Annotated in this window: 11 protein-coding genes; 7 read left to right on the top strand and 4 right to left on the bottom strand. The window is 39.1% G+C overall.

Going from position 1 to position 25,082, the window contains the following annotated elements; translation table 11 throughout:
- Window positions 1–21: 21 nt before the first annotated feature.
- Window positions 22–495 (bottom strand): methionine-R-sulfoxide reductase, encoded by a 474-nt coding sequence (locus tag G4420_RS17295; protein ID WP_163325191.1) that lies wholly within the window; start codon window positions 493–495, stop codon window positions 22–24.
- Between the two features lie 111 nt (window positions 496–606).
- Between G4420_RS17295 and G4420_RS17290 the strand changes: the two genes are divergently transcribed.
- Together G4420_RS17290 and G4420_RS17285 are read left to right on the top strand one after the other, a co-directional pair.
- On the top strand, window positions 607–1,284 hold the full coding sequence (locus tag G4420_RS17290; RefSeq protein WP_163325190.1) for an RluA family pseudouridine synthase: 678 nt from the start codon (window positions 607–609) through the stop codon (window positions 1,282–1,284).
- Between the two features lie 212 nt (window positions 1,285–1,496).
- A complete protein-coding gene (locus G4420_RS17285; RefSeq protein ID WP_163325189.1) occupies window positions 1,497–2,000 on the top strand; it encodes a DUF4252 domain-containing protein in 504 nt (167 codons plus the stop codon).
- 40 nt (window positions 2,001–2,040) lie between these two features.
- Here G4420_RS17285 and G4420_RS17280 read toward each other — a convergent pair whose 3' ends face one another.
- The gene (locus G4420_RS17280; RefSeq protein WP_163325188.1) at window positions 2,041–3,426 is read right to left on the bottom strand and encodes a sulfatase family protein; all 1,386 of its coding nucleotides are present in this window, start codon (window positions 3,424–3,426) and stop codon (window positions 2,041–2,043) included.
- Between the two features lie 105 nt (window positions 3,427–3,531).
- On the opposite strand from G4420_RS17280, the gene G4420_RS17275 reads away from it, so the two are divergent.
- Entirely contained in the window at window positions 3,532–5,130 is a 1,599-nt protein-coding gene (locus tag G4420_RS17275) for a Na/Pi cotransporter family protein (protein WP_163325187.1), read from the top strand.
- Between the two features lie 52 nt (window positions 5,131–5,182).
- On the opposite strand, the gene G4420_RS17270 is transcribed toward G4420_RS17275, so the two are convergent.
- Entirely contained in the window at window positions 5,183–9,214 is a 4,032-nt protein-coding gene (locus G4420_RS17270) for a PKD domain-containing protein (protein WP_163325186.1), read from the bottom strand.
- Window positions 9,215–9,753: 539 nt separating this feature from the next.
- Between G4420_RS17270 and G4420_RS17265 the strand changes: the two genes are divergently transcribed.
- The 4 genes from G4420_RS17265 (at window position 9,754) to G4420_RS17250 (ending at window position 16,139) form a co-directional block, all read left to right on the top strand.
- A complete protein-coding gene (locus G4420_RS17265; protein ID WP_163325185.1) occupies window positions 9,754–10,425 on the top strand; it encodes a response regulator transcription factor in 672 nt (223 codons plus the stop codon).
- A 355-nt stretch (window positions 10,426–10,780) separates the two neighbouring features.
- On the top strand, window positions 10,781–11,488 hold the full coding sequence (locus G4420_RS17260; RefSeq protein ID WP_163325184.1) for a hypothetical protein: 708 nt from the start codon (window positions 10,781–10,783) through the stop codon (window positions 11,486–11,488).
- A gap of 661 nt (window positions 11,489–12,149) precedes the next feature.
- Entirely contained in the window at window positions 12,150–12,788 is a 639-nt protein-coding gene (locus G4420_RS17255) for a response regulator transcription factor (protein ID WP_163325183.1), read from the top strand.
- Between the two features lie 294 nt (window positions 12,789–13,082).
- Complete coding sequence (locus G4420_RS17250; protein ID WP_163325182.1) at window positions 13,083–16,139, top strand: T9SS type A sorting domain-containing protein; 3,057 nt, start codon at window positions 13,083–13,085, stop codon at window positions 16,137–16,139.
- Between the two features lie 905 nt (window positions 16,140–17,044).
- On the opposite strand, the gene G4420_RS17245 is transcribed toward G4420_RS17250, so the two are convergent.
- Window positions 17,045–25,039, bottom strand: coding sequence for a PKD domain-containing protein (locus G4420_RS17245; protein WP_163325181.1), 7,995 nt, complete (start codon window positions 25,037–25,039; stop codon window positions 17,045–17,047).
- Window positions 25,040–25,082: the final 43 nt, after the last annotated feature.

The raw sequence follows: 25,082 nt of genomic DNA, 5'->3' as shown, positions 1-25,082 counted from the left end.
ATTACAAAAAAAGGAAAACAATTACTGTTTTTCTTTTTTTGTGTCTTCATTAGCCGGAATAAAATCAAGCGAAACAGAATTAACGCAATGCCTGGTATTTTTATCGGTAAACCCTTCGCCAAAAAATACATGTCCGAGGTGGCCACCACAGTTGGCGCAGGTAATTTCGGTACGACGCCCGTCGGCATCTGTTGTTCGGTTTACAGCACCGTCAATCTCATCATCAAAACTTGGCCAACCACATTGCGAATCAAATTTATCGGTCGATTTATACAGGGCAGTCCCACACTGTTTACACACATACGTGCCATTTTCTTTATAATCAGTGTACTTTCCGGTATACGGCCGCTCTGTTCCTTTTTCTAAAATTACATATCGCTCAAATTCATTTAATTTGTTGTATTCCATTTTTTTAGCGTCTTTATCTTGTTTATCATTTTGGGCATAACTCCCAAAACTTAAACTGAGAATAAATAATAATACAATTGTTTTCATACCACTTATAACAACCGGGAATCGAGGTGGTTTACCGCCACCCGTTAAGAAATGTAAAGAACAAATCTAAAACTTCGCTGGTAATATTACCTTTGGACTTTTAATTAGATTATGAATATTCCAATATTATATCGAGACGAATCAATCATTGTGGTAGAGAAGCCCATAGAACTTCCGGTTCATAAAAATGATTTTATGCCCAACGATGCTCCGTATTTAACCAAATTAATTGGCGATGAAACGGGGAAGTGGATTTATAACGTACATCGTTTAGACTCGAAAACTTCAGGAGTGATGGTTTTGGCATTTTCGTCGGAAGTGGCCAGTGTTTTAACCAAACAGTTTGAGCAGAAGGAAGTGCAGAAAACCTACTATGCCATTGTACAGGGAAATCCGGGAGAGGGAACTTTCGACTCGAAAGTGTTGGTGAAAAAGAAATCGAAGTTTAAAAAGCCGGCTGTAACGCATTATAAGACACTGCGCACCATTCAAACAAAATTGACTTCGAAAGACAAAACTGATATTGAGCTGAGTTTGGTGGAGATTAACCCGGAAACAGGACGTTGGCACCAGTTGCGCCAACATTTTGCCAAAAATAGATTTGATATTATTGGCGACACACATCACGGAGATTTTGCATTGAATAAATTAATTCTTGCCGATACCGATATCCGAAGGCTTTTTCTGTACGCCGGGAAACTGGAATTTAAACATCCAGCAACAGCAGAAAAGGTTTCTTTTGAATCACCAATTCCTGAAGAATTTGATCGGTTGCTTAACTTTTATTAGCGGTAGCCTGTGTTTTCATCAAAACAAAACGAAATAATATTTTTTTGATGTAACGATATTTAAAGCCCAACGTCTTATTCGAAAACAAAGACATGAAACGAACATGAATTTTCAGCATTCTAAACTCATAACAAAGAATGATTAAAATTTATGCGAGTTACTGAATGTATCTAAATTTTTTGATCATTCAGAAAACAAAAAATTTTGAACAGATGAAATGTATAGCTTTAATCTTATCGGTGGGTCTTTTTTTAATGACCTCGTGTGTTTACGAATCGGGTGTATCAGAAGCCTATTCCAAATATCGTTCTAGAGATGGTGTAACCACGGTTTCAGTGCCGGGGTGGGTAATTCACCTTGCAGCCGGAATAGGTGATTTGGAAGATTGTGAAAGGGATTTACTGAATAGTATCGATGGCGTTAAAGTAATTGCCGTTGATGACGATAATTTGAATGCCCGAATTGATCTGCACGAAGAATTTTATAAGAAAATAAGTGAGAAAAAGGATTATGAAGAGCTTATGGTTGTTCGCGAAGAAGACCAGAATGTGACCATTTTCGGACGGATGGATGAATCGGTAATTAAAGAAATGGTTATTCTGGTTGGTGGCGACGACAATGCCCTGATTTACGTTAAAGGCGAAATCAGCCCCGAAATCCTTAATAATCAAATTGATATCTCGAATCCGGATCGTTTCTTAAGCTTTAAACACTAATCAGGGCATTGTTGATTGCAACCACTATTTATATAGTTCTTTAGTTTTTGCTAAAGAACTTTTTCTTATGTATCTCAGCATACCCCATTAGTTCTTCAGCAATTTCAGGATAGTCTAGAATTACATTGGTAGTTTCGTACGGATCGTTTTCCATATCAAACAGCGAAAGTTCAATTTTAGCCGAATAATCATATTTTCCGGGCATACCGTCTTTTCCTTTAATATCAGTCATTGTGCGGTAATTATGTGGAAGATGTAACTTCCATTTTCCATCGCCCGACATCACTGCCTGAAATTCTTTGTCATTGGTAAAAGCGTAATAATCGTGAGGGTTTGTGGCATCCGATTTTCCTGAGATAATATCCCAAACGTTTTTCCCATCTATTTCTGTTTCAGGAAGTGGAATATTAGCCAACTCACAAAGTGTAGGTAGCAAGTCAATAGTCATTAAAGCCTTACTCGATTGCTGATTACCTTTTAATTTTGCCGGATACTTAATGATAGTTGCCGAGCGGGTTCCGCCATCGAAGGTTGTCCCTTTTGCCTCACGAAACGGAGTGGTGCCGGCGTGGTTGCCATAAGCAATCCACGGGCCGTTGTCCGATGAGAAAATTACAATCGTATTATCCTCAATACCATTGTCTTTTAACGCCTGGTTTATTTGTCCAACCGACCAGTCCAACTCGGTTAAAACATCAGCATACAATCCTTCGCCAGTTATTCCTTCAAACTCGGGGCTGCAAAACAACGGAACATGCGACATAGCATGTGGTACGTACAGTAAAAATGGTTCGTCTTTGTGTTTCGAAATAAAATTAACGGCATGTTCGGTATACCATTTGGTCAGCATTTTTTGGTCGGCTGAATCCACGTCTTCAATAGTTACTTCGCCGTTTTCCCAAAATTGAAGTGGCCACTGTCCCCAGTACTCCGGACTTTCAGGATGGTGACTCCACATATCGTTGGAGTACATCAGTCCACAAGTTTCATCAAAGCCGCGGCTTTGCGGACGCGTTTCCGGCTGATCACCACAATGCCATTTGCCAAAAAGTGCGGTTTTATATCCTGCATTCTTAAATACTTCTCCTATGGTTGGAAATGTCTTTTCCAGTCCGCGACCGCCAGGGCCGTGTGCTCCAAAAACCTTTGTTCGCCCCGGATAGCAGCCCGAAATAAGTGCTGAGCGCGATGCTGAACAAACTGCCTGAGGTACGTAAAAATTCCTGAACATTATACCTTCTTCTGCCAGTGTTGTTACGTTGGGCGTTTCAATACGGGATTGTCCAAAAGGGGAGAAGTCAGAATAACCCGAATCGTCGAGAAATATAATTACGACGTTGGGTTGTTTGGTTTCCTGAGAATTGTTGGAACACGAGTTTAGAAATAATGCCAAAACGATTAGGTAAAGAAGTTGGTGTAAGTTCATTGTATAAAATTTTAGTATCGCATAAAGATAGCATTTATCTGTTAGTCGTAAAATGATAGTTCGAAGAGTTAGCTAAGTTTTTTAAATTAGTAGAAACTTTTTGAAATGAATTTCACTTCACAAATAATACTTTTATTAGGCGGCCTGGCATTGTTCCTCCATGGGATGAATGTAATGACTGATGGCTTAAAAGCCGCAGCAGGAAACAAGATGAAAGCATTCTTGCAAGGAATGACGCGTAATCGTTGGACTTCGCTAGTGGCAGGAACCGGAATTACAGCTGTTATACAGTCATCGTCGGTAACTACGGTTTTGGCGGTAGGATTTGTTTCGGCAGGTTTAATCTCCTTTCAAAGCACACTTGGAATTATTCTTGGCGCCAATGTCGGTACCACCATTACAGCACAAATTATTGCTTTTAAAATAACCAAAGCCTCGTGGATAATGATTGCTGTAGGATTTCTGGCCGGGTTTATATTTAAAAATAAGCTTGTTAAAAATGCAGGTACAATTGTTTTAGGTCTTGGCTTGGTTTTTCTTGGAATGACGGTGATGAGCGAAGCAACAGCACCGTTAAAAAGCTATGAACCTTTTTTAGATTTAATGAAGGGGCTTGATAATTACATCTATGGGATATTAATCGGGGCGTTATTTACTGCATTGGTACAAAGTTCTTCGGCAACTACCGGAATTGTAATTATTATGGCATCGCAGGGATTAATAGCTATTGAACCGGCCATTGCGATTATTATGGGGGCAAATGTAGGAACATGTGTTACTGCGCTATTGTCGGCATTGGGTAAACCAAAGGCTGCAATGAGAGTAGCAGTTTCACATATACTTTTTAAGGTTTTTGGTGTATTGATTTGGTATGCTTTTATTTCACAATTGGCCCATCTGGTGGAAGATATTTCGCCAGGAAGCGAATCCCGACAAGTGGCAAATGCTCATACCATTTTTAATTTAGCCAATACTTTCTTATTTATTTGGTTGGTAAAACCGATCTCAAAACTGGTGGTTTGGATGGTTCCAGAAAAGAAAAAGAAAGAGGAAAGATTATTTCAGGAGTTGCATGATTTTTATTTGCAAGATGTTAGTCTTGCATTGGAATTATCCCAAAATTCCATCGCCAAGCTGGGCGAAAAGGTTCTTGAAATATTAAAAGCAGGAATTCCGATGGCTTTAACCGGGAAAGAAAATGAATTGGTTGCGTTGCGTAATAAAGATACGTTAATCGATAAGGGACATGCCGAAATTTTGACATTCTTACAGAATATACAAAGCCAGTCGATTAGTAAAAAGCAAAGCCATATTCTTGAGCGGCAGATCGAAGCTGTAAATGTATTGGAGTCGGCAGCCGACGTGGTAACAACATCGTTAGTTGAAGCCGCTGAACACCGAATTGAAAAGGGATTTTACGTAAGTACTGATACAGTGCAGCGGATAGCCGTCGTTCACAATATGGCACTGGAAGCTTTTGACGCAGCTGTTCAATTTTACAGTGAAGATGATATTTTAGCAGATGATACGCTGGCAAAAGACCAGTTTAAGCAAGGCCTTCAGGATGTTCGTTTATACCTAATCGACAGACTATCAGTAACTGCTGAAAATAGAATTGAAATTTATCGTTTTGAATCAGAAGTACTGGAGGGAATCAGGCGGATACACGCTTTGGCAAGGCGGTTAAAAAGAAAGGCAGGATAACTTCTGTCTCCATAGTATCCTGCCTTCTCAGAGTTGTACGTGTTGCTAGTACTTATTTTTTAATCACCTTCTTATTAAATGTTTGCGCATCGGTTTTTACAACCACAAGGTAAATGCCGGGTGACATATCGCTCATATCGATAGTTGTTAGTGAGGCAACGATTGATTGTTCTGCAACTTTTTTACCAACGGTATTATAAATTGCATAAGATGCCTGTTCTGCTGTGCCTGATAATCTCAAATTCAGCTGGTCTGTTGTTGGATTCGGGTATACTCTCAAATCCATTTCATAGATTGATTCGGCTGTCTCCTTAGGCATCGACGATTGTAGCATCGGTGCATCAACCGAAACCAGGTAATCCTCAACCTCACCTTCAAAATCATCATCGCAGGCTGCAGGGGCTTTACCAACTTTCATCGAAATACGAACTCGTGCTGTTCCCGAAACGTAGGTCGGAATTGCAATCGTTTCAGCAACAGAGCCTTTTTTGTTGTTTAAGGCCAGCAATGTCTCGTCGGCATCATCAAAATCTCCGTCGTTGTTAAAGTCAATCCATATTCTCCAGAAATTACGGCTTGAAGAATTACTTGGCTCCAAATTAATGGCGTACGAACCACCTGCATTCAACGTAAATGGATTTGTATCGAATGAGTATCCATCACCATAACTGTTAACAGCCATGGCATTTCCTATATTCACGTTTTGAATGTAAGTGGAACTGCTGATTAATGCAGGTTCGCAATAAATTGATGGGGTAGGTGTTGGATTAACATCGTTATCCGCAACTCCAATGTAATTTGTGAATGTTAGTTCTGATGACGCGAAACCTGTTTTGTAGGCTATCAGCGTAACATCGTATGTTCCTGCGGTGGTATAGTTAACCGTCGGATTTGGCTCTGTACTTGCTGATGGTGTACCACCCGGAAAATACCATTGATAATTGGTTGGCTCATTCTCAGATAAATTTGAGAACTGAACAGTTTGTCCGGCAACTATAGTTGTTGAGCTGGCACTAAATACAGCAACAGGAGGTAGAGGTACCGGTTCTGAAATTACGATGGTGTAATCTTCTACCTCTCCGGGTCCTGCAAAATCGCAAGCCGTTGGGCTGCTGCTGCCCATTGCAACCCTCATACGTGTAGTTATATTTGTTTGCGGGATATAAATTGTTCCGCTAACCGATGACTTGGATTTTGATGATGTAAAGACCTTTTCATCTTCCGTAAAATTCATATCTGAATTAAAATCAATCCAAATGCCCCAATTTTCAAAACTGCTCCTTCCGCTAAAACCTGGTACGAGCGTAAAGTTGTTATTGCTTCCGGCGATAAAATTAAAGATCACATCTGTGTTGTCGGCGTATCCTTCTGAGCCGGATGAGTAGCTGTTGTCTTCAATGTGTACTTCTGCTATCCATTCATCTGTTGCAACAGGAGTTGGAATACAATAGACCGGATCAGGTGTTGCCTCAACCTTGATGTAATTTTCAACCGTTTTTGTATGGTTCCCTGCGGCATTGGTGACGGTAAGTGAAACTTTATAACTATTAGGCGAGCTATAAGTTACTCTCGGATTTCTTTCAGTCGATGTTGATGGATTACCACCATCGAATACCCATTTCCACGTTGCCGGTGTATTTTTCGACTTATCAGTGAAAGAAATTTCTCCTCCTTCTGTGATGGCCGTGTTATCTGCAGTAAAATCCGCGATTGGAGCTTCGAGAGTATCCTGAACGGTAATAAAAGCACTTTTTGTTGTTGTATTCGATCCTCCTTCGTTAGTTGCCACAAGCGACACATTGTATACACCCGGAGTAGCATAAACAACCGTTGGATTTTGACTGGCAGAAGAAGCTGGTGCGCCTCCTTCAAATGTCCAGCTCCAAGACGTTGGTGTATTGGCAGACTGGTCGGTAAACGTCACTGATTGTCCTTCAGCAATGATAGTGTTGTTTGCTGTAAATGCAGCCACAGGAGCTTCAACGGTATCAATTACCTGGATGTAATTTGTAATTGTTTTAGTATTAGTACCTCCTGAATTGGTAACTGTTAGCGTAACATCATATGTTCCGGGAGTACTGTAAACTACCTTAGGATTTTGATCTTCAGAGGCTGAAGGAGTACCGCCTTCAAAAGTCCAGCTCCATGAGGTTGGTTGGTTAGTGGTTAAATCAGTAAAAGAGACTTGAGAACCTTCGTTGATAGTAGCAGGGGTAGCCGAAAAACTGGCAACAGGAGCCATAACAGGCTCCGTAACAGTAATGTAAGCAGTTTCTGTTTTTGTATCCGTTCCATCAGGGTTGCTAACCGTGAGGCTAACGCTGAATGTCCCCGTTGTATTATAGCTTACTGTTGGGTTTTTCTCAGTAGATGTTGATGGTGTAGCTCCGTTGAAAGCCCAGCTCCACGATGTTGGAGTATTTGTTGAAAGGTCGGTAAAACTAACACTTTGTCCTTTATTTATTGAAGTGCTGGTAGATGTAAAGTTGGCTACCGGAATTGGTGTGCCATTTATTGGCATGCAGTATCCGTATTCATCCCTTGGCCCTTTTGTTGGATCAGAGTCATCCCCATCTGCCAAATCAGGACATGGCGGACAATTGGCAGGTTTTTCTCCTAATCCCCACCAGTAGTAGCCGTCTCCGTCGTTATCGGTGCAGACTACTTCGTAATTGTTTACCAAACTTAATACAGGAGTTTCTATTCCAAAGGTCTGCGTGATGTTTGATAGGGTGGTCTCAACATAAACATAACCTCCATCGCCAAAACCGCTTCCCCAGCTATTTTTAAATATCCATAAAGTTTTGCCAATAAGTGGATCTCCTGCTGCAACAGTTATCCAATATCTGAACTTAGTTTCAGGATCTCGGTAATATATAACATCTCCTTCTTTGACAACGAGGTATCCAGCTAATGCCATTGCATGTTTCCAATCATATAATGCACTGCTTAAAGGTCCCTTTTCAATAAGCATGCGTTTCAGGTCATCCTCAGTTTTTGGGTATGTAGATGATCCATAGGCAACAAAACCTGATATTTTTACTAGTTCATTTGGATTATTCCCTTTTTGGCTACAGGCTAAATCTTCTTTTGCATAAGGGAAGGTAATTTCATCAACAATTCCGGTTTTCTGGATGTAATTCATCGCAGTTGAAGGATAGCCACCACTGCAGGATCCTCCACCACTACAAGATAAGACATCTTGTTCTGAGAGGTCGAAATTTAATAACTGGTTAAAATTTAGGTTAGCCATCGCCTCAGTTGCGGCAGTTGGGGCAAAAGCCCAACATGCTCCACAAGTACTTTGATTAACAACTGGAGACATCCAATTTTTTCCATGTCGATCACGCCAATCCCATTCATCAACATATGGGCTTGTTGTTATGGTCGCTGATTTTAAAAATGTTGAACTTCCATCTTCTGAACTGCTGGTTGAAATTACACCTCCGGCATAAAACTCAAATCCGGCAGGGAAGGTACTTTGTCCATACAGTTTTTTACGTTCGCCGTAACTCATGGCCGAAACGCTGGTTTCTCCTGCTACCCAGTGCTGTCCGTTGGCTTTTAGGTTTTTGTTCAGCTTCTCAATTTTTTCTTTATTCTGAGCCGAACGTTTTTCCTTTTTTTGTTTGTTGTAATCTGAAATTACGTCTCCTTTCGATGAATAAGAGAGGCTTTTAATTACAACTGTTGCATTATTTAGCTCTACGCTAAGAGCATAAGGAACAACACCATTTAATAAGGCTGTTTCTTCGGCATAATCAATAAATGAAACATGATTTGTTCCGTTTAAGTTTGGATAACTCTCTAATAACAGGTGTTCGTTAAAATCCTGGTCGAGCAATACCAAACGCACACAGCCATCGACCGATGAAAAATCAATATCGGCACTGGCCGCAAGTCCGTAGATCTTTTTACCTTGTTCTTTAAAGGGCTTGATTTCTCCGGATTCTGAGAACGATTCATCAATTGAGATTAACTGATGATCTTTACTTTCTAACTTGAAATCTGGGTTTTGGGCGAACGTACTTTTTCCGATTAATGCTATAAATAGCATTAGCAACACTAACTCTGGTTTTCTCATTTTTGTTTTACTCTAGTGGTCCATAACTTCTCCTGTATCAATGATTGGCATTGATAAATCTCTCAAAGAGTTTTGAAAATTCAATTGGGTTAGAATTTTCATCACAACTTAATCACACATTTAGACTCTTTCCTTAAAATGAAATTTACATGAATAGGAAATTAAAGCGTCTACTTAATCAGTTCTATTTAAAAAGGTTTGCGATGTAAATCTAAACCACTGATTATTAACTTGCAATAGATTTTCTTAACACAACGTTATTTAGAAAAATTCTTAGATGTTAATATCATGTCGAACTCCCAGTGTTTTCTATATCTTCAGCATCTTGTTAGTATGACAAAAAAACTTAAAAAAAAGTAAATGAGATTAGTGTAACTGATTGACATTGTGAACATTCCGATACTTATGTAAAGTGTTTTTGCCTAAGACTATAAGCAAATTATACATTTTTACTAAGCTTTTATCCTGTTCATTTATCAGATCAGTTCTACGATTTATTCCCGAATTAACCATCTATACCTCAGATATGTAGAACATTTATGTGTTATAATCGTTTTAAGGGTGTGATGAATGTGTCTGAAAAAAGAAAAATATTACTGTTTGATGATAATGCTATTTGTCGTGAGGCATTAAAGCTTCTTCTAAAGGAGGCCGCAGACTTCGATGTTTTGACAGAAATATCAAGTGATATCGAATTGAAAGCCCTTAAAGGTTTGATTGCTTTTGATTTGATATTTTTGAGTTGTGAGCTGCCATCTGAAATGATTAAAACAGTAACTAAATTCTTAAAAGACAATTACCCCGGAATTCCGATAATCTTATTCAATACTACGCAGGCTGACCATAATGTATTACTGTACCTGATGAATGGAGTTAAAGGAATTTTATGGAAAACGGATTCTATAGAACAGTTAATTTTTGTGTGTAATAAAGTGTTAAATGGAGAACAGTATCTGGGAAATACAGAGGTCGAACTTAAACTGCAGGAGAGCAGTGTGAGTCAGCCTCTAACATTGTTGGACGAATTAAGTAAAAGAGAGTTAACAGTACTAAAACTCTTTGCTCATGGATATTCTTATAAAAAAATAGGAGAGGAGCTTCATATTAGTCCCCGCACAGTTGAATCGCATAAAAATAATATCCTTGCTAAACTAGGTCTTGGAACGCTTAACGAGCTGATTGCTTTTGCTATAAAGAATGATTTTGTATAACTCAGTGCTACATTGTTATTTATTCAAAGAGGTAATTTAAAATACACTGCGTACCGTTTATTCTCCAAACACGACCGTTTATCAACCAGGAGCTACCGCTTATATATTTACCATTTCAGAATCGTATATTTTCCATAATTTTGACATCTGTTAAAAAACAATATCGCGAGATACCTCAAAATACAGGTTATACCGTAATTTTTAACACTCGATCTATGCTCACGTTCCACAAAATGGAATGTACACCGGCAGAGTCATCTGCCGGCGATATAAAAAGGCCGCCCTTGCCTTAGGAAGCTTTAAGACGGCCTTAAATCAATAACCTTTAATTATTAATTTTTTAAATGTAATAAAAATGGCAAATTTAGATGACTACAATGCCAAATTAGCCGAAATCCAGGCTATCGCTAATGAAGAAGTGACAGACCCAGGCATACCTGTTGCAATTGCATTACAGGAAGCCGAGAACTTGTATCACTGTAGTTTAGACGACGCGGATAAACTTAGTGTAGTTGGAATTGAACGCACCCAAATTGAAGACATCCCTATACGGGCAGGAGCTTGCAGAGAAGCTCAATCAATCTGGAACAAAGATTACCGTTCGCAACAGGAGGCTCAGAAAGAGTGGACTATACAGGCTCCTGAGGCCTACGACTTTCGCAATGATTTGTTGGCTTCACTTCGTTTTGCATACCGCAAAAACGACGCACTGTTAAGTCGTGTTCGTGCAATTACCGATGGTACCGGACATGCCGATATGATTCAGGATCTGAACGACATTGCCGTGTTAGGCCGCGAAAATCCGGAGCCCTTAACGGCTATTCGTTTTGAACTAACTCTGCTTGACCGGGCTGCCATACGTGCTGATGAACTGGCAAATCTGCTGGCTGAAGCCAATGGTGACAAAGCCGATCCGAACGAAGCGAAGATTATCCGCGACAAAGCTTACATGTATCTCAAAGTATTGGTGGATGAAATCAGGGAAGCCGGAAAATATGTTTTCCGAAAAGATTCTAAGCGATTAAAAGGATATGGTAGCCAGTATAGACGTATGCACAGGTAACTGTTATAAATATCCGCAAACGACTGAAATTAAAAAGCCAATCAAAAAAAGCAATCCAATGCTGGAAAGATTGACTTTTTTGCCGGAAAGATTCCCGAAAAAGGTGGAAAGACGCAAAAATGGCCCGGAAAGATGTAAAAAAGGGCAGGAATGAAACAGAAATTGTTTGGAAAGGTGTCTGATTGAGCTGGAATTGCAGTTGTCCATTTGATATTTCGGAAGTAGATGCTGAACTTGAATGAAAGATAAATTCATGAACAAATCGAATGACATACCACCCTTGAATATTTTATTTATGAAAAATATTTTAACTCTTTAGGTCATTCGATATTTATACAAAACAAATAGGATAATCCATTCCTGTGTAGATTCTTTTCCTTATTACAATTCATAAATATTATTGCAATTAATAATTACTTTTAATTTAAAAGTAATTTTTTGATCAGGAATATATAAAAGATTAATTTGTATTTTATTACGTGTTTTTACGTAAATTTTTTACGGGAATTTACGGATTGACTGATTACGTAAAAAGTAGTATATTGAGGTTCTGTTTCATGTAGTTACAAACTCCTCCCCACAATCAGGCAATGATTGAATTCCAAAATGCAATTGGTAGTAAACCAGTTTAGGGTGTATAATGATAAAAAATAGGGGTATTATGTGCTACATTGCCATATTGGAAAATTATTCTCTTTTTTGTTCGGGAATAAGGTCGGTTATCGAAGAATCGGAGGATTTTAAGATAGTATTTGAAGCCAAGACCGTTAATGACTTTATGAACAAAATGAAGGTTGAAAAACCGGAAGTGATCATTATAGATATCATTCATTGTCAGGATGATGGAATCAGCATTATAAAGAAGATCAGACGCAAAACATTACGAACACCGGTACTACTGATACTGAGTACCGATTATTCCGATTATTTCGAGGAATATATTAGCCTGGGAGTAAATGGTTTTGTTTTTAACGATGCGGGAAGCGATGCTCTGATAGATGCTTTAAAAGCCATGACAAAAGGGGAAGATCATTTCCCTCCACGGGTATGGCAGCTGCTTAAGAAGTATTTAAGGACCAAAAAGGTATCGGCCACCTACGAGGATAAACGGATATTAACCAACAGGGAACTTGCCATTTTAAAACTATTTTGTAAAGGTTATACCTATAAAGAAATTGGTGTGAAATTAAATATCAGTCCACGTACCGTAGAAACCCACAAAAAAAATATTCAAACAAAAATAAGTGTTCGATCTACTGCAGAAATGATCGAATTTGCCTACCAAAATAATCTGCAATAACTCGCCGATTTCTGACGAAATACTCGTAATAAATTTCAGTAAAATTCCCGATTGAATCCCATTTAATCTTATAGTAACTTGTATTTGCAATTCTCAAAGAGTTGTAATGAAATGATAAATAAGGGTAGAAATTACATCTTGCCCCAGATGTAATATCGAAAAATCATGACAAGTACGTTTGGACGCGTAGAAGTTTGAACTTCTCTTTTTTGAAGATGGAGATAATTGAGTAAAACAAAGACTAAAACAAACTTGGTTTTCAAGATTATTTTTTAACTCTTCAAAATTACATGTATGAAAAATTATTACTTACTTTTTAGGAAACTACTCCTATTAGCATGGTGTTGTGCATTACTATTTTCATTTAGTAATGTACAGGCACAATCGATTGACAAATTAGAACAGTATGCTAACGGTGCTCTAAAAGACGTTACTTTTAGTCCAACCACAAATACCGGCTGGGTAACGGGTAATGTTAATGCAGCTAAGGCACACTATGCTTGTGGAATGACTATTCCTTATCGTTTACAGGTTAGTGGATTGACTTCTGGTGTAACCTATCGTGTCAAAATAGGGTTTGATATCACAAAGGATTTCAAACACGCTATTGATTTTATGACTTCGTTTGAACGGCCGGATTTACATTCTGCTACTTTTGGTCATACTCCTGAAAATGTTATCGGCGATGTTCTGGTTGATACAGATCTGGAGTTGTCAGGATTGGATCCATTTAATGATTTTGGATCATTTCCAATTCCCCCTCCAAATAATTCAATTCCCACTTCAATAGGATTAAGCGGTCCAATTGATGGTTTCAATGATGTGGTAGGAGATGGTTATGGGCTAATGAAGATTTACAATGGTACAGTAACCGCAATGCAGTTTGTTGGAGGAGATCCTTCTGCTAATACTTCATCAGATTATTACTGGGTAGATTTTACTCCGAATCCAGGAGAGACTATTGTGCTTTTAGCCTGGGGTGGCCATATTGCCTGTGAAGACTTGTGGGGACCGGGTAGCTCAGCTGCAGACATTAATGGTAGTCCATACCATATGTTTATTGCAGATTGTGAAATGTTGTCAGGATGCGGTAGTAAAGAAGTTCAGCTATCTGCAACTGCTGTAATCGCCTATACAGCACCAACATGTGAGGTTATTGCTACTGATGTTGAATGTTTTGGAGACTCTACCGGTAGCCTGGATATTGCTGTTGGAGGAGAAGGTACAGCTCCTTACTGGATTTATGTTTTTGAAGACTCTGATCCAGGTACTCCTGTATACGAAGGAGCAACTGATGGAAGCGGTAATTACAGTGTTGGGGGATTGCCAGCCGGACCATATACCATTTATACCTGGAATGAGGAACAAAATGTTGGGCTTGAAGACCCTAGTGAATGTAGGGATACCATTTTCCAGGCAGAAGAATGTACGGTAACGATTACACCTCCTGCCGGATATGACCTTGGTTGTAATGGAACCTGGCCAACTTCTTTAACTGCAGATGTTTTGGTGGATTGTGGAAACGATGGATCAACAAATACAACAGTAGATTCTGATGAAGGAGTGTTGCAAGCTCCTCAAGGTTGTGTCCAGAGTAGGCTATATACTTTTACATACACAGATGACTGTGGTAATACCGATACAAAAACTACGACATTGACGATGAAAGTAGATCTGACAGCACCAGAAATTACAGCCAACAGTGATGATGATCTGGGCTGCAATCCAACTGATGCAGAGATTGAAACAGCTCTTGGAAGTGCGAGTGCTACAGACAACTGTGATGATCCTGGAGACATCACCATAACATCGAGAGATGAGACAGGCGGAGAGCCTTGTGCAATGTGGGCAGTACGTACGTTCTACGCAGAGGATCTTTGTGGCAACATCGATTCAGCGAAAGTACGTGTAGACTGGAAAGTAGATCTGACAGCACCAGAAATTACAGCCAACAGTGATGATGATCTGGGCTGCAATCCAACTGATGCAGAGATTGAAACAGCTCTTGGAAGTGCGAGTGCTACAGACAACTGTGATGATCCTGGAGACATCACCATAACATCGAGAGATGAGACAGGCGGAGAGCCTTGTGCAATGTGGGCAGTACGTACGTTCTACGCAGAGGATCTTTGTGGCAACATCGATTCAGCGAAAGTACGTGTAGACTGGAAAGTAGATCTGACAGCACCAGAAATAGATTCAATACCTTTCATGGATTCAATCTGTAATATGGAGCCGGCAGATATGATTTGGGCTTACTGGACAGATAATTGTGACGGTTCTGATAGTGTATCAGCAACAGCAATATATGTAGAAGGCGAGTGTCCGGCAATATACAGTTATACTTTCCATATTGAAGACGACTGTGGAAATCCAACAGATACAACAGTATATGTTAAAAAGTGGACCGAACAAGTTGGTAACTGCGAAACTGTATTTGGAGTAATACCAAACGATGATGAAGTAGTCGACTTCTGTAGTGATGGTATATTCAATAGATGGGGCTGGACGAATCCAATCACAAAGCGTGATACCACATATGTGCTTGATTTATATGCCGGTGCTGCCCATTGTGATACAACAGATAGAACACCTGTTGGTAAGGTTGAAGTCAGATGGCAAAACGACAGTGTATATGTTGATTATATAATGGATCCTGGAAATTATCTGGAAGAAGTACATGTTTATGTTGGTTACGAAAAATATCCTGTAATGGGTAATGGTAAAAAACAGAAACAAACAGTTGCTCCAGGTCAGTATACCGTTGTTGTTGAAGGCGAAGGCCACTATACAGACGCGAATGTTATTATAACAAATGTTGTTGACGAATTCTGGATCATTGCCCATGGTGTGGCATGTGAACTTACCTGTGTATGTTATGGTGAAGTTGACGTGAATAATGACGGAGTATTTGTTCTTAGTGGAAGTGATAGCATCGTAAGTCCAGATGATTATCCATGGTGGGAAGAAATGGATCCAGAAGATCTGCCTCCTTTTAAAGGTTCTAAACGAGCAAATGGATCAGTTGAAGACCAAAAAGTGAAAAAATCAGCAGATATACAATTAGATGTAAATCCAATTCTTCAGGATAGTGAACTCAAAGTGTTCCCGAATCCATTTGATGAAGTGGTGAACTTTGAATTTGTTTCTGCAGTTAGTGGTCATGCTGTTCTTGAAATTCACAACATGCTTGGACAACGAGTTGCCAGAATACTGGATCAACCGGTTGAAGCAGGTGAATTGCAACGCGTAGAGTTCAGACCTAATTCTGAAATTTCAGGAGTCTATCTCTACAGACTGGATATCGATGGCGATACCAGGATTGGAAAAATTATTTACCGAAACAAATAAATACTTTTTCAGAATCAATAAATTACAACTTACTGAAAACAGTAATTGATTTCGGGAGGTTCTACTAAAAGTAAGATGAGAGGCTAGCTCAGAGGAGCAGCCTCTTTTCTTTTGGTCTAAATTAGAATGTGCTTTCTTAAACCCCTTTCTTGTATATCAATATTAGATGCAAAATTGATTTATACATCGCCCAGATTATTTTATATCAAACAATTAATTATATGCTCCCAGCGTTAAGTTTTTTTTGAATTAGATTCTCTGGCCATGAAAGAGCAAAATAACAGCCACTAAAAAATCATTATAAGTCCTTGAAAAAATTTCCGTAGATAATTATCAGAAGATCGTAAGAGGGTAGAACTTATTTCAAAGAATTCTACTGAGTCTAAATGCTGATATCAACAATGTTTTAAATTATAAATATCGTATTTAAGTCAAGTTTAAAATACTTTTTATTAATAAAATACATGATTGGGTGTTTTTGATCAAACATCGCACTTTATATACAAAAAGAAAATGCCAAGGGGTAGATAAAACAACCAAAAAAAAGTAACGAAACTGATCACATAGCTGTTCCGGTTTCATTGATACCATTTGGGATTTTTATTAGAGCCAGAAGAATGAATAACTACAAAAGCGAATTTCAGAAGCAGGATCATTATTAACTACTTTGTTTTTTACATCCTGCATTTATATTTAGTATAAATACACCTGAAATCGGACAAATAGAATTATTTGTGATTCGATGTAAGCCATAGGGAATAGCTAATGTACGACTGGAAAATAAATACGTTAAAAACGGACAGATAAATAGTATGTATCTTTCTTCTCTCAAAAAACCAAATCTAAATTCTTTTGTATTTCTATATTATGCCTAATTCATTTGTTAATGACCGATTTGAGAAAAGTTAATTTGTCCAGCCAGGGGGCTTCGGTTCTTCCTTAGCTCGTACATTCATAATAATATTAACTTCCTGGGTGCCTCCATTACTGGTTATTGTAATTATTCCTGAATAATCCCCGGCCGACAAATTGGTGCGATCTACAACGATTCCAACCTTATCGGTCTCGGTTGTAGTTTCCCCTGATGCTAGGTCTACAGTTAACCAACTTAAATTTTCGGCAAATGACCATGTTAAAACATTCCCTCCAATATTATTGATACTTATATATTTTTGTGTTGATATAGTATCAAAATCATGGAATATTGGAGACACTGAAAGTACCGGGTCTGGAATTGGTAAAACCTCAATGTAATCAGCCTTAACAATCGTGCCTGGTCCAAAACTATTGCTTGCGATTAATTTGACAGTATATAAACCCTCCGCAATATAGGAGTGAGTAGGATTCTGAACCGCACTGGTATTACCATCACCAAAATCCCATTCCCATGATGTGGGCGAATTGGTGGACTGATCCAAAAAGGTGACTGTATTACCCTGAATAATTGTCCTCTCATCTACCGAAAACTGCGCGATAGGAGCTAATGAGTTTACTGTAATGAAGTTATTTTTGATCATTGTGTCAGAACCAAAGTTATTCGTTACCGTCAACTTAAGGGTAAATGTCCCGGCCGTTAAGTAAGTATGAGTAGGATTCTGAACCGTACTTGTATTTCCATCCCCAAAATCCCATAGCCATGATGTTGGAGAGTTAGTAGACTGATCCAAGAAAATGACTTGATTTCCCTGGTCAATAACTGTATTATTTGCAGAGAATGCAGCAACAGGAACAGCAGAATTAACTGTAATCAGGTTTTGTTTAATCATTGTGTCAGAGCCAAAAACATTAGTGACCGTTAGTGTAACGGTAAACGTACCGGCCGTTAAGTAAGTATGAGTAGGATTCTGTGCAGTACTGGAAGTTCCATCTCCAAAATCCCATTCCCATGATGTTGGTGAATTGGTCGACTGATCCGAGAAAATGATTTCACCTCCCTGGTCAATAATTGTTGTATTTGTCGAGAAGGCAGCAACAGGGACAGCGGAATTAACTGTAATCAGGTTTTGTTTTATAATTGTATCAAATCCAAAGCTATTGGTCACCTTTAACGTAACGGTAAATGTACCCGAAGTTAAGTATGTATGAGTTGGATTCTGAACCGTGCTGGTATTTCCATCTCCAAAATCCCATAACCATGATGTTGGAGAATTGGTCGACTGATCTGAAAAGACGATTGGATTTCCCTGGTCAATAATTGTTTTATTTGCTGAGAATGCTGCAACAGGAACAGCAGAATTAACTGTTATCAGGTTTTGTTTTATCATTGTGTCAGAGCCAAAGCTATTGGTCACCTTTAACGTAACGGTAAACGTACCGGCCGTTAAGTAAGTATGAGTAGGATTCTGTGCAGTACTGGAAGTTTCATCTCCAAAATTCCATAACCATGAAGTTGGAGAATTGGTCGACTGATCTGAGAAAATGATTTCACCTCCCTGGTCAATAATTGTTGTATTTGTCGAGAAGGCAGCAACAGGGACAGCGGAATTAACCGTAATCAGGTTTTGTTTTATAATTGTATCAAATCCAAAGCTATTGGTCACCTTTAACGTAACGGTAAATGTACCCGCAGTTAAGTATGTATGGGTTGGATTCTGAACCGTACTTGTATTTCCATCCCCAAAATCCCATTCCCATGATGTTGGTGAATTGGTAGACTGATCTGAAAAGACGATTTGATTTCCCTGGTCAATAACTGTCTTATTTGCCGCAAATGCAGCGACAGGGACAATAGAATTAACTGTGATAAGGTTTTGTTTTATAATTGTATCAAATCCAAAGCTATTGGTCACCTTTAACGTAACGGTAAACGTACCGGCCGTTAAGTAAGTATGAGTAGGATTCTGAACCGTGCTGGTATTTCCGTCTCCAAAATCCCATTCCCATGATGTTGGTGAATTGGTAGACTGATCTGAAAAGACGATTTGATTTCCCTGGTCAATAACTGTCTTATTTGCCGCAAATGCAGCGACAGGGACAATAGAATTAACTGTGATAAGGTTTTGTTTTATAATTGTATCAAATCCAAAGCTATTGGTCACCTTTAACGTAACGGTAAACGTACCGGCCGTTAAGTAAGTATGAGTAGGGTTCTGAACCGTACTTGTATTTCCATCTCCAAAATCCCATAACCATGATGTTGGTGAATTGGTTGACTGATCCGAAAAGACGATTTGATTTCCCTGGTCAATAACTGTCGTATTTGCCGCAAATGCAGCGACAGGGACAATAGAATTAACTGTGATAAGGTTTTGTTTTGTAACTGTGTCAGAGCCAAAGCTATTTGTTGCCGTCAACGTAACGGTAAACGTACCTGCCGTTAAGTAAGTATGAGTAGGATTCTGAACCGTGCTGGTATTTCCATCTCCAAAATCCCATAACCAAGATGTTGGTGAATTGGTAGACTGATCTGAAAAGACGATTTGATTTCCCTGGTCAATAACTGTCGTATTTGCCGCAAATGCAGCGACAGGGACAATAGAATTAACTGTGATAAGGTTTTGTTTTGTAACTGTGTCAGAGCCAAAGCTATTTGTTGCCGTCAACGTAACGATAAACGTACCGGCCGTTAAGTATGTATGAGTTGGATTCTGAACCGTGCTGGTATTTCCATCTCCAAAATCCCATAACCATGATGTTGGTGAATTGGTAGACTGATCTGAAAAGACGATTTGATTTCCCTGGTCAATAACTGTCGTATTTGCCGCAAATGCAGCGACAGGGACAATAGAATTAACTGTGATAAGGTTTTGTTTTGTAACTGTGTCAGAGCCAAAGCTATTTGTTGCCGTCAACGTAACGATAAACGTACCGGCCGTTAAGTATGTATGAGTTGGGTTCTGAACCGTGCTTGTATTTCCATCTCCAAAATCCCATAACCATGATGTTGGTGAATTGGTAGACTGATCTGAAAAGACGATTTGATTTCCCTGGTCAATAACTGTCGTATTTGCCGCAAATGCAGCGACAGGGACAATAGAATTAACTGTGATAAGGTTTTGTTTTGTAACTGTGTCAGAGCCAAAGCTATTTGTTGCCGTCAACGTAACGGTAAACGTACCGGCCGTTAAGTAAGTATGAGTAGGGTTCTGAACCGTACTTGTATTTCCATCTCCAAAATCCCATAACCATGATGTTGGTGAATTGGTTGACTGATCCGAAAAAATAATGTCATGTCCTTGGTCTATCGTAGTCGTATTTGAAGAAAACGCTACCACTGGAGGTGTAGGACTTGATATAATAATAAAGTTTTCATTTATAATAGAATCGGACCCAAAACTATTAGAGACCGTTAATTTGACCGGATAGGTGCCAGCGGATAAGTATGTATTAGTTGGATTCTGAACCGTACTGGTATTTCCATCTCCAAAATCCCAAAGCCATGATGTTGGCGAATTGGTAGACTGATCCGAAAAGATGATTTCATTTCCCTGAATTTCGTTGGTCTTATTTGCAGAGAACGACGCTATTGGGACATTTGAGGAATATACCGCAATAAAATCAGTTTTAGTAATTGTATCTGCTCCAAAATTGTTGCCAACAATAAGTTTGATTGTGTATACTCCTGCTGTTGGATAAGTATGAGTAGGGTTCTGAACATTACTGGTATTGCCATCCCCAAAATCCCAATTCCATGAGGTTGGATTGTTTGCAGACTGATCTGAGAAGCTAACAGCATCCCCCTGATTTATCGTTGTTTTATTTGCGGAGAACTCAGCAACCGGCACCAATGAGTTAACGGTAATAAAATCCGTTTTGGTAATTGTATCCGTTCCAAAACTATTGACGACAATAAGTTTGACCGTATATAAACCTGCTGAAGTGTAAATATGAGTAGGATTCTGAACCGTACTGGTATTTCCATCCCCAAAGTCCCACAGCCATGATGTTGGAAAATTGGCCGTCTGATCCGAAAAGATGATTTCATTTCCTTGATCAATAATTGCAGTATTTGCAGAGAATGCGGCAGAAGGAACGGCGGAATTGACTTTAATTAATGCTTCTTTTATTGTCGTGTCAGAACCAAAGCTATTGTTTACGATAAGTTTAACGGTAAATGTGCCAGTTGTTAAGTAATTATGAGTAGGATTTTGAACAGTGCTGGTATTTCCATCTCCAAAATCCCATTCCCAGGATGTTGGATTGTTTGCCGACTGGTCCGAGAAGCTAACAGCATCTCCCTGGTTGATCGTTGTTTTATTTGCAGAGAATTCAGCAACCGGCGCCAATGAGTTAACGGTAATAAAATCAGTTTTAGTGATTGTATCAGCTCCAATGGTGCTGGTAGCTATAAGTTTAACTGCATAAACTCCAGCTGTTGAGTAAGTATGAGCAGGGCTCTTAACAGAGCTGGTATTTCCATCCCCAAAATCCCATTCCCAGGATGTTGGATTGTTTGTAGTCTGGTCCGAGAAGCTAACAGCATCTCCCTGGTTGATCGTTGTTTTGTTTGCTGAGAATTCAGCAACCGGCACCAATGAGTTAATGGTAATAAAATCAGTTTTAGTGATTGTATCAGCTCCAATGGTGCTGGTAGCTATAAGTTTAACTGTATAAACTCCAGCTGTTGAGTAAGTATGAGCAGGGCTCTGAACAGAGCTGGTATTTCCATCCCCAAAATCCCATAACCATGATGTTGGATTGTTTGTAGTCTGGTCCGAGAAGCTAACAGCATCTCCCTGGTTAATCGTTGTTTTGTTTGCTGAGAATTCAGCGACCGGCACCAATGAGTTAACGGTTATAAAATCAGTTTTAGTAATTGTGTCAACTCCAACACTATTGGTGGCTATCAATTGCACAGTATAAACACCAGCAGATGAGTAAGTATGAGCAGGGCTCTGAACAGAGCTGGTATTTCCATCTCCAAAATCCCATAACCATGATGTAGGATTATTGGTAGTCTGGTCCGAGAAGCTAACAGCATCTCCCTGGTTAATCGTTGTTTTATTTGCGGAGAATTCAGCGACCGGCACCAATGAGTTAACAGTGATATAATCAGTTCTAGTGATTGTATCCGTTCCAAAACTGTTGGTGGCTATAAGTTTTACGGTATAAACTCCAGCAGTTGAGTAGGTATGAGTAGGGCTCTGAACAGAGCTGGTATTTCCATCTCCAAAATCCCATAACCATGATGTAGGATTATTGGTAGTCTGGTCCGAGAAGCTAACAGCATCTCCCTGGTTAATCGTTGTTTTATTTGCGGAGAATTCAGCGACCGGCACCAATGAGTTAACAGTGATATAATTAGTTTTAGTGATTGTATCCGTCGCAACACTATTGGTGACTATAAGTTTCACCGTGTAAATTCCAGCAGTTGAGTAGGTATGAGTAGGGCTCTGAACAGAGCTGGTATTTCCGTCTCCAAAATCCCATTCCCATGATGTTGGGTTGTTTACTGACTGGTCCGAGAAGATAACAGCATCTCCCTGGTTAATCGTTGTTTTATTTGTGTTGAATTCAGCGACCGGCACCAATGAGTTAACGGTAATAAAATCAGTTTTAGTGATTGTGTCTGCTCCAACAGTATTGGTGACTATCAATTTCACGGAATAAACACCAGCAGTTAAATAAGTATGATTAGGATTTTGAACAGCACTGGCATTTCCATCTCCAAAATCCCATTCCAATGATGTTGGATTGTTTGCCGACTGGTCCGAGAAGCTAACAGCATCTCCCTGGTTAATGGTTGTTTTGTTTGCAGAGAACTCAGCAACCGGCACCAATGAGTTAACAGTGATATAATTAGTTTTAGTAATTGTATCTGCAGCGACACTATTGGCGACTATCAGTTGCACCGTATAAACTCCGGCTGTTGCATAGGTATGATTAGGATTTTGAATAGTACTGCTGTTTCCATCTCCATAATCCCATTCCCATGATGTCGGATTGTTGGTAGACTGGTCCGAAAAGATAACAGCATCTCCCTGGTTAATCGTTGTTTTATTTGCGGAGAATTCAGCGACCGGCACCAATGAGTTAACGGTAATAAAATCAATTTTAGTAATTGTGTCCGCTCCAACACTATTGGTGGCTATCAATTGCACAGTATAAACACCAGCAGATGAGTAAGTATGAGTTGGATATTGAATAGTACTGCTGTTTCCATCCCCAAAATCCCATTCCCATGATGTTGGGTTGTTTACTGACTGGTCCGAGAAGATAACAGCATCTCCCTGGTTAATCGTTGTTTTATTTGTGTTGAATTCAGCGACCGGCACCAATGAGTTAACGGTAATAAAATCAGTTTTAGTGATTGTGTCTGCTCCAACAGTATTGGTGACTATCAATTTCACGGAATAAACACCAGCAGTTAAATAAGTATGATTAGGATTTTGAACAGCACTGGTATTTACGTCTCCAAAATCCCATTCCCATGATGTTGGATTGTTTGCAGACTGATCTGAGAAGATAACAGCATCTCCCTGGTTAATCGTTGTATTATTTGCGGAGAATTCAGCAACCGGAATCCATGAGTTAACAGTGATATAATTAGTTTTAGTAATTGTGTCTGCTCCAACAGTATTGGTGACTATCAATTGCACCGTATAAACACCAGCAGACGTATAAGTATGAGTCGGATTTTGAACAGTACTGGTATTTCCATCCCCAAAATCCCAGTCCCATGATGTTGGGTTGTTTGCAGACTGGTCCGAGAAGATAACAGCATCTCCCTGGTTAATTGTTGTTTTATTTGCGGAGAATTCAGCGACAGGGATCAATGAGTTAACGGTAATAAAATCCGTTTTAGCAATTGTGTCCGCTCCAACACTGCTGGTAGCAATAAGTTTAACTGTATAAACTCCAACTGTTGAGTAAGTATGATTAGGATTTTGAACAGCACTGGTATTTCCATCCCCAAAATCCCACAACCATGATGTTGGATTATTGGTAGACTGGTCCGAAAAGATAACAGCATCTCCCTGGTTAATCGTTGTATTATTTGCGGAGAAGTCTGCAACCGGCACCAATGAGTTAACGGTAATAAAATCAGTTTTAGTGATTGTATCAGCTCCAAAACTGTTGGTGGTTATAAGTTTTACGGTATAAACTCCAGCTGTTGTATAAGTATGAGTTGGATTTTGAACTGTACTGGAATTTCCATCTCCAAAATCCCATTCCCATGATGTTGGGATGTTGGTAGACTGATCGAAGAAGTTAATGCTACTACCTTCATTTATATTTCGTGTTGAAACATCGAAATTTGCTACAGGAAGATAGTTTGTTACATCAAAAATAAGGGTATAAGTTTTGTCTCCATCAGGTATGTCATGAATGGTTTCTGATACAATTTCTCCTGAATACCCGATAAAGGTCAGGCTGTCACCGGTTCTGTATTCAAAAGTGTTGTATAAATTACTGCCAGATTTGATTTTATAATTCGTTATTGGGGAGTAGGAATTGTCAATCAATTTTAAATCAGCTGTTCCACTGCTTTTGTTACAAATTAACTTTGCTTTTAGTCGTAAATTTGGTGAATAGATCGTTAAAAAAAGCACTCCGGTTACACTTGATTCTAAAAGCAATTTATTCTCCCCAACGCTAATAAAATCATTCCATTCCGCTATTTTCCTGCCATTTACAGAAAAAACGTTTATTTGCGCCCGTTCGTAGAAATTCGAATTGAAGATAATGTTAGCTGAATTGTCGAAGGGATTTGGGTAAACAACAATATTATTGTTTTCCTGGTCGTCGAAAATTTCCAATGACGTTATTAAGATTGAAAAAATATTGCCACTAACCAACGTATCTGTACCATTGGTATTGTTAATTATTTGAACGCTATCAACATTTAATGGTGCATTATTAAAACTGTTTTCTCCCAAAAATGTTAACGTTATATTTTGACCAAAAGCGTGAATATTACAAATGGCAAATAGGATAGATAATAGTAACAAGTGTTTCATTTTTTGGTCGTTTAATGTAACTTGAATGATATACTGCATACAT

The sequence above is a fragment of the Draconibacterium mangrovi genome, assembly GCF_010586825.1.
Lineage (GTDB): Bacteria > Bacteroidota > Bacteroidia > Bacteroidales > Prolixibacteraceae > Draconibacterium > Draconibacterium mangrovi.
The sequence above is the reverse complement of the archived record's forward strand: the minus strand, read 5'-3'. Positions and strand labels throughout refer to the sequence as shown.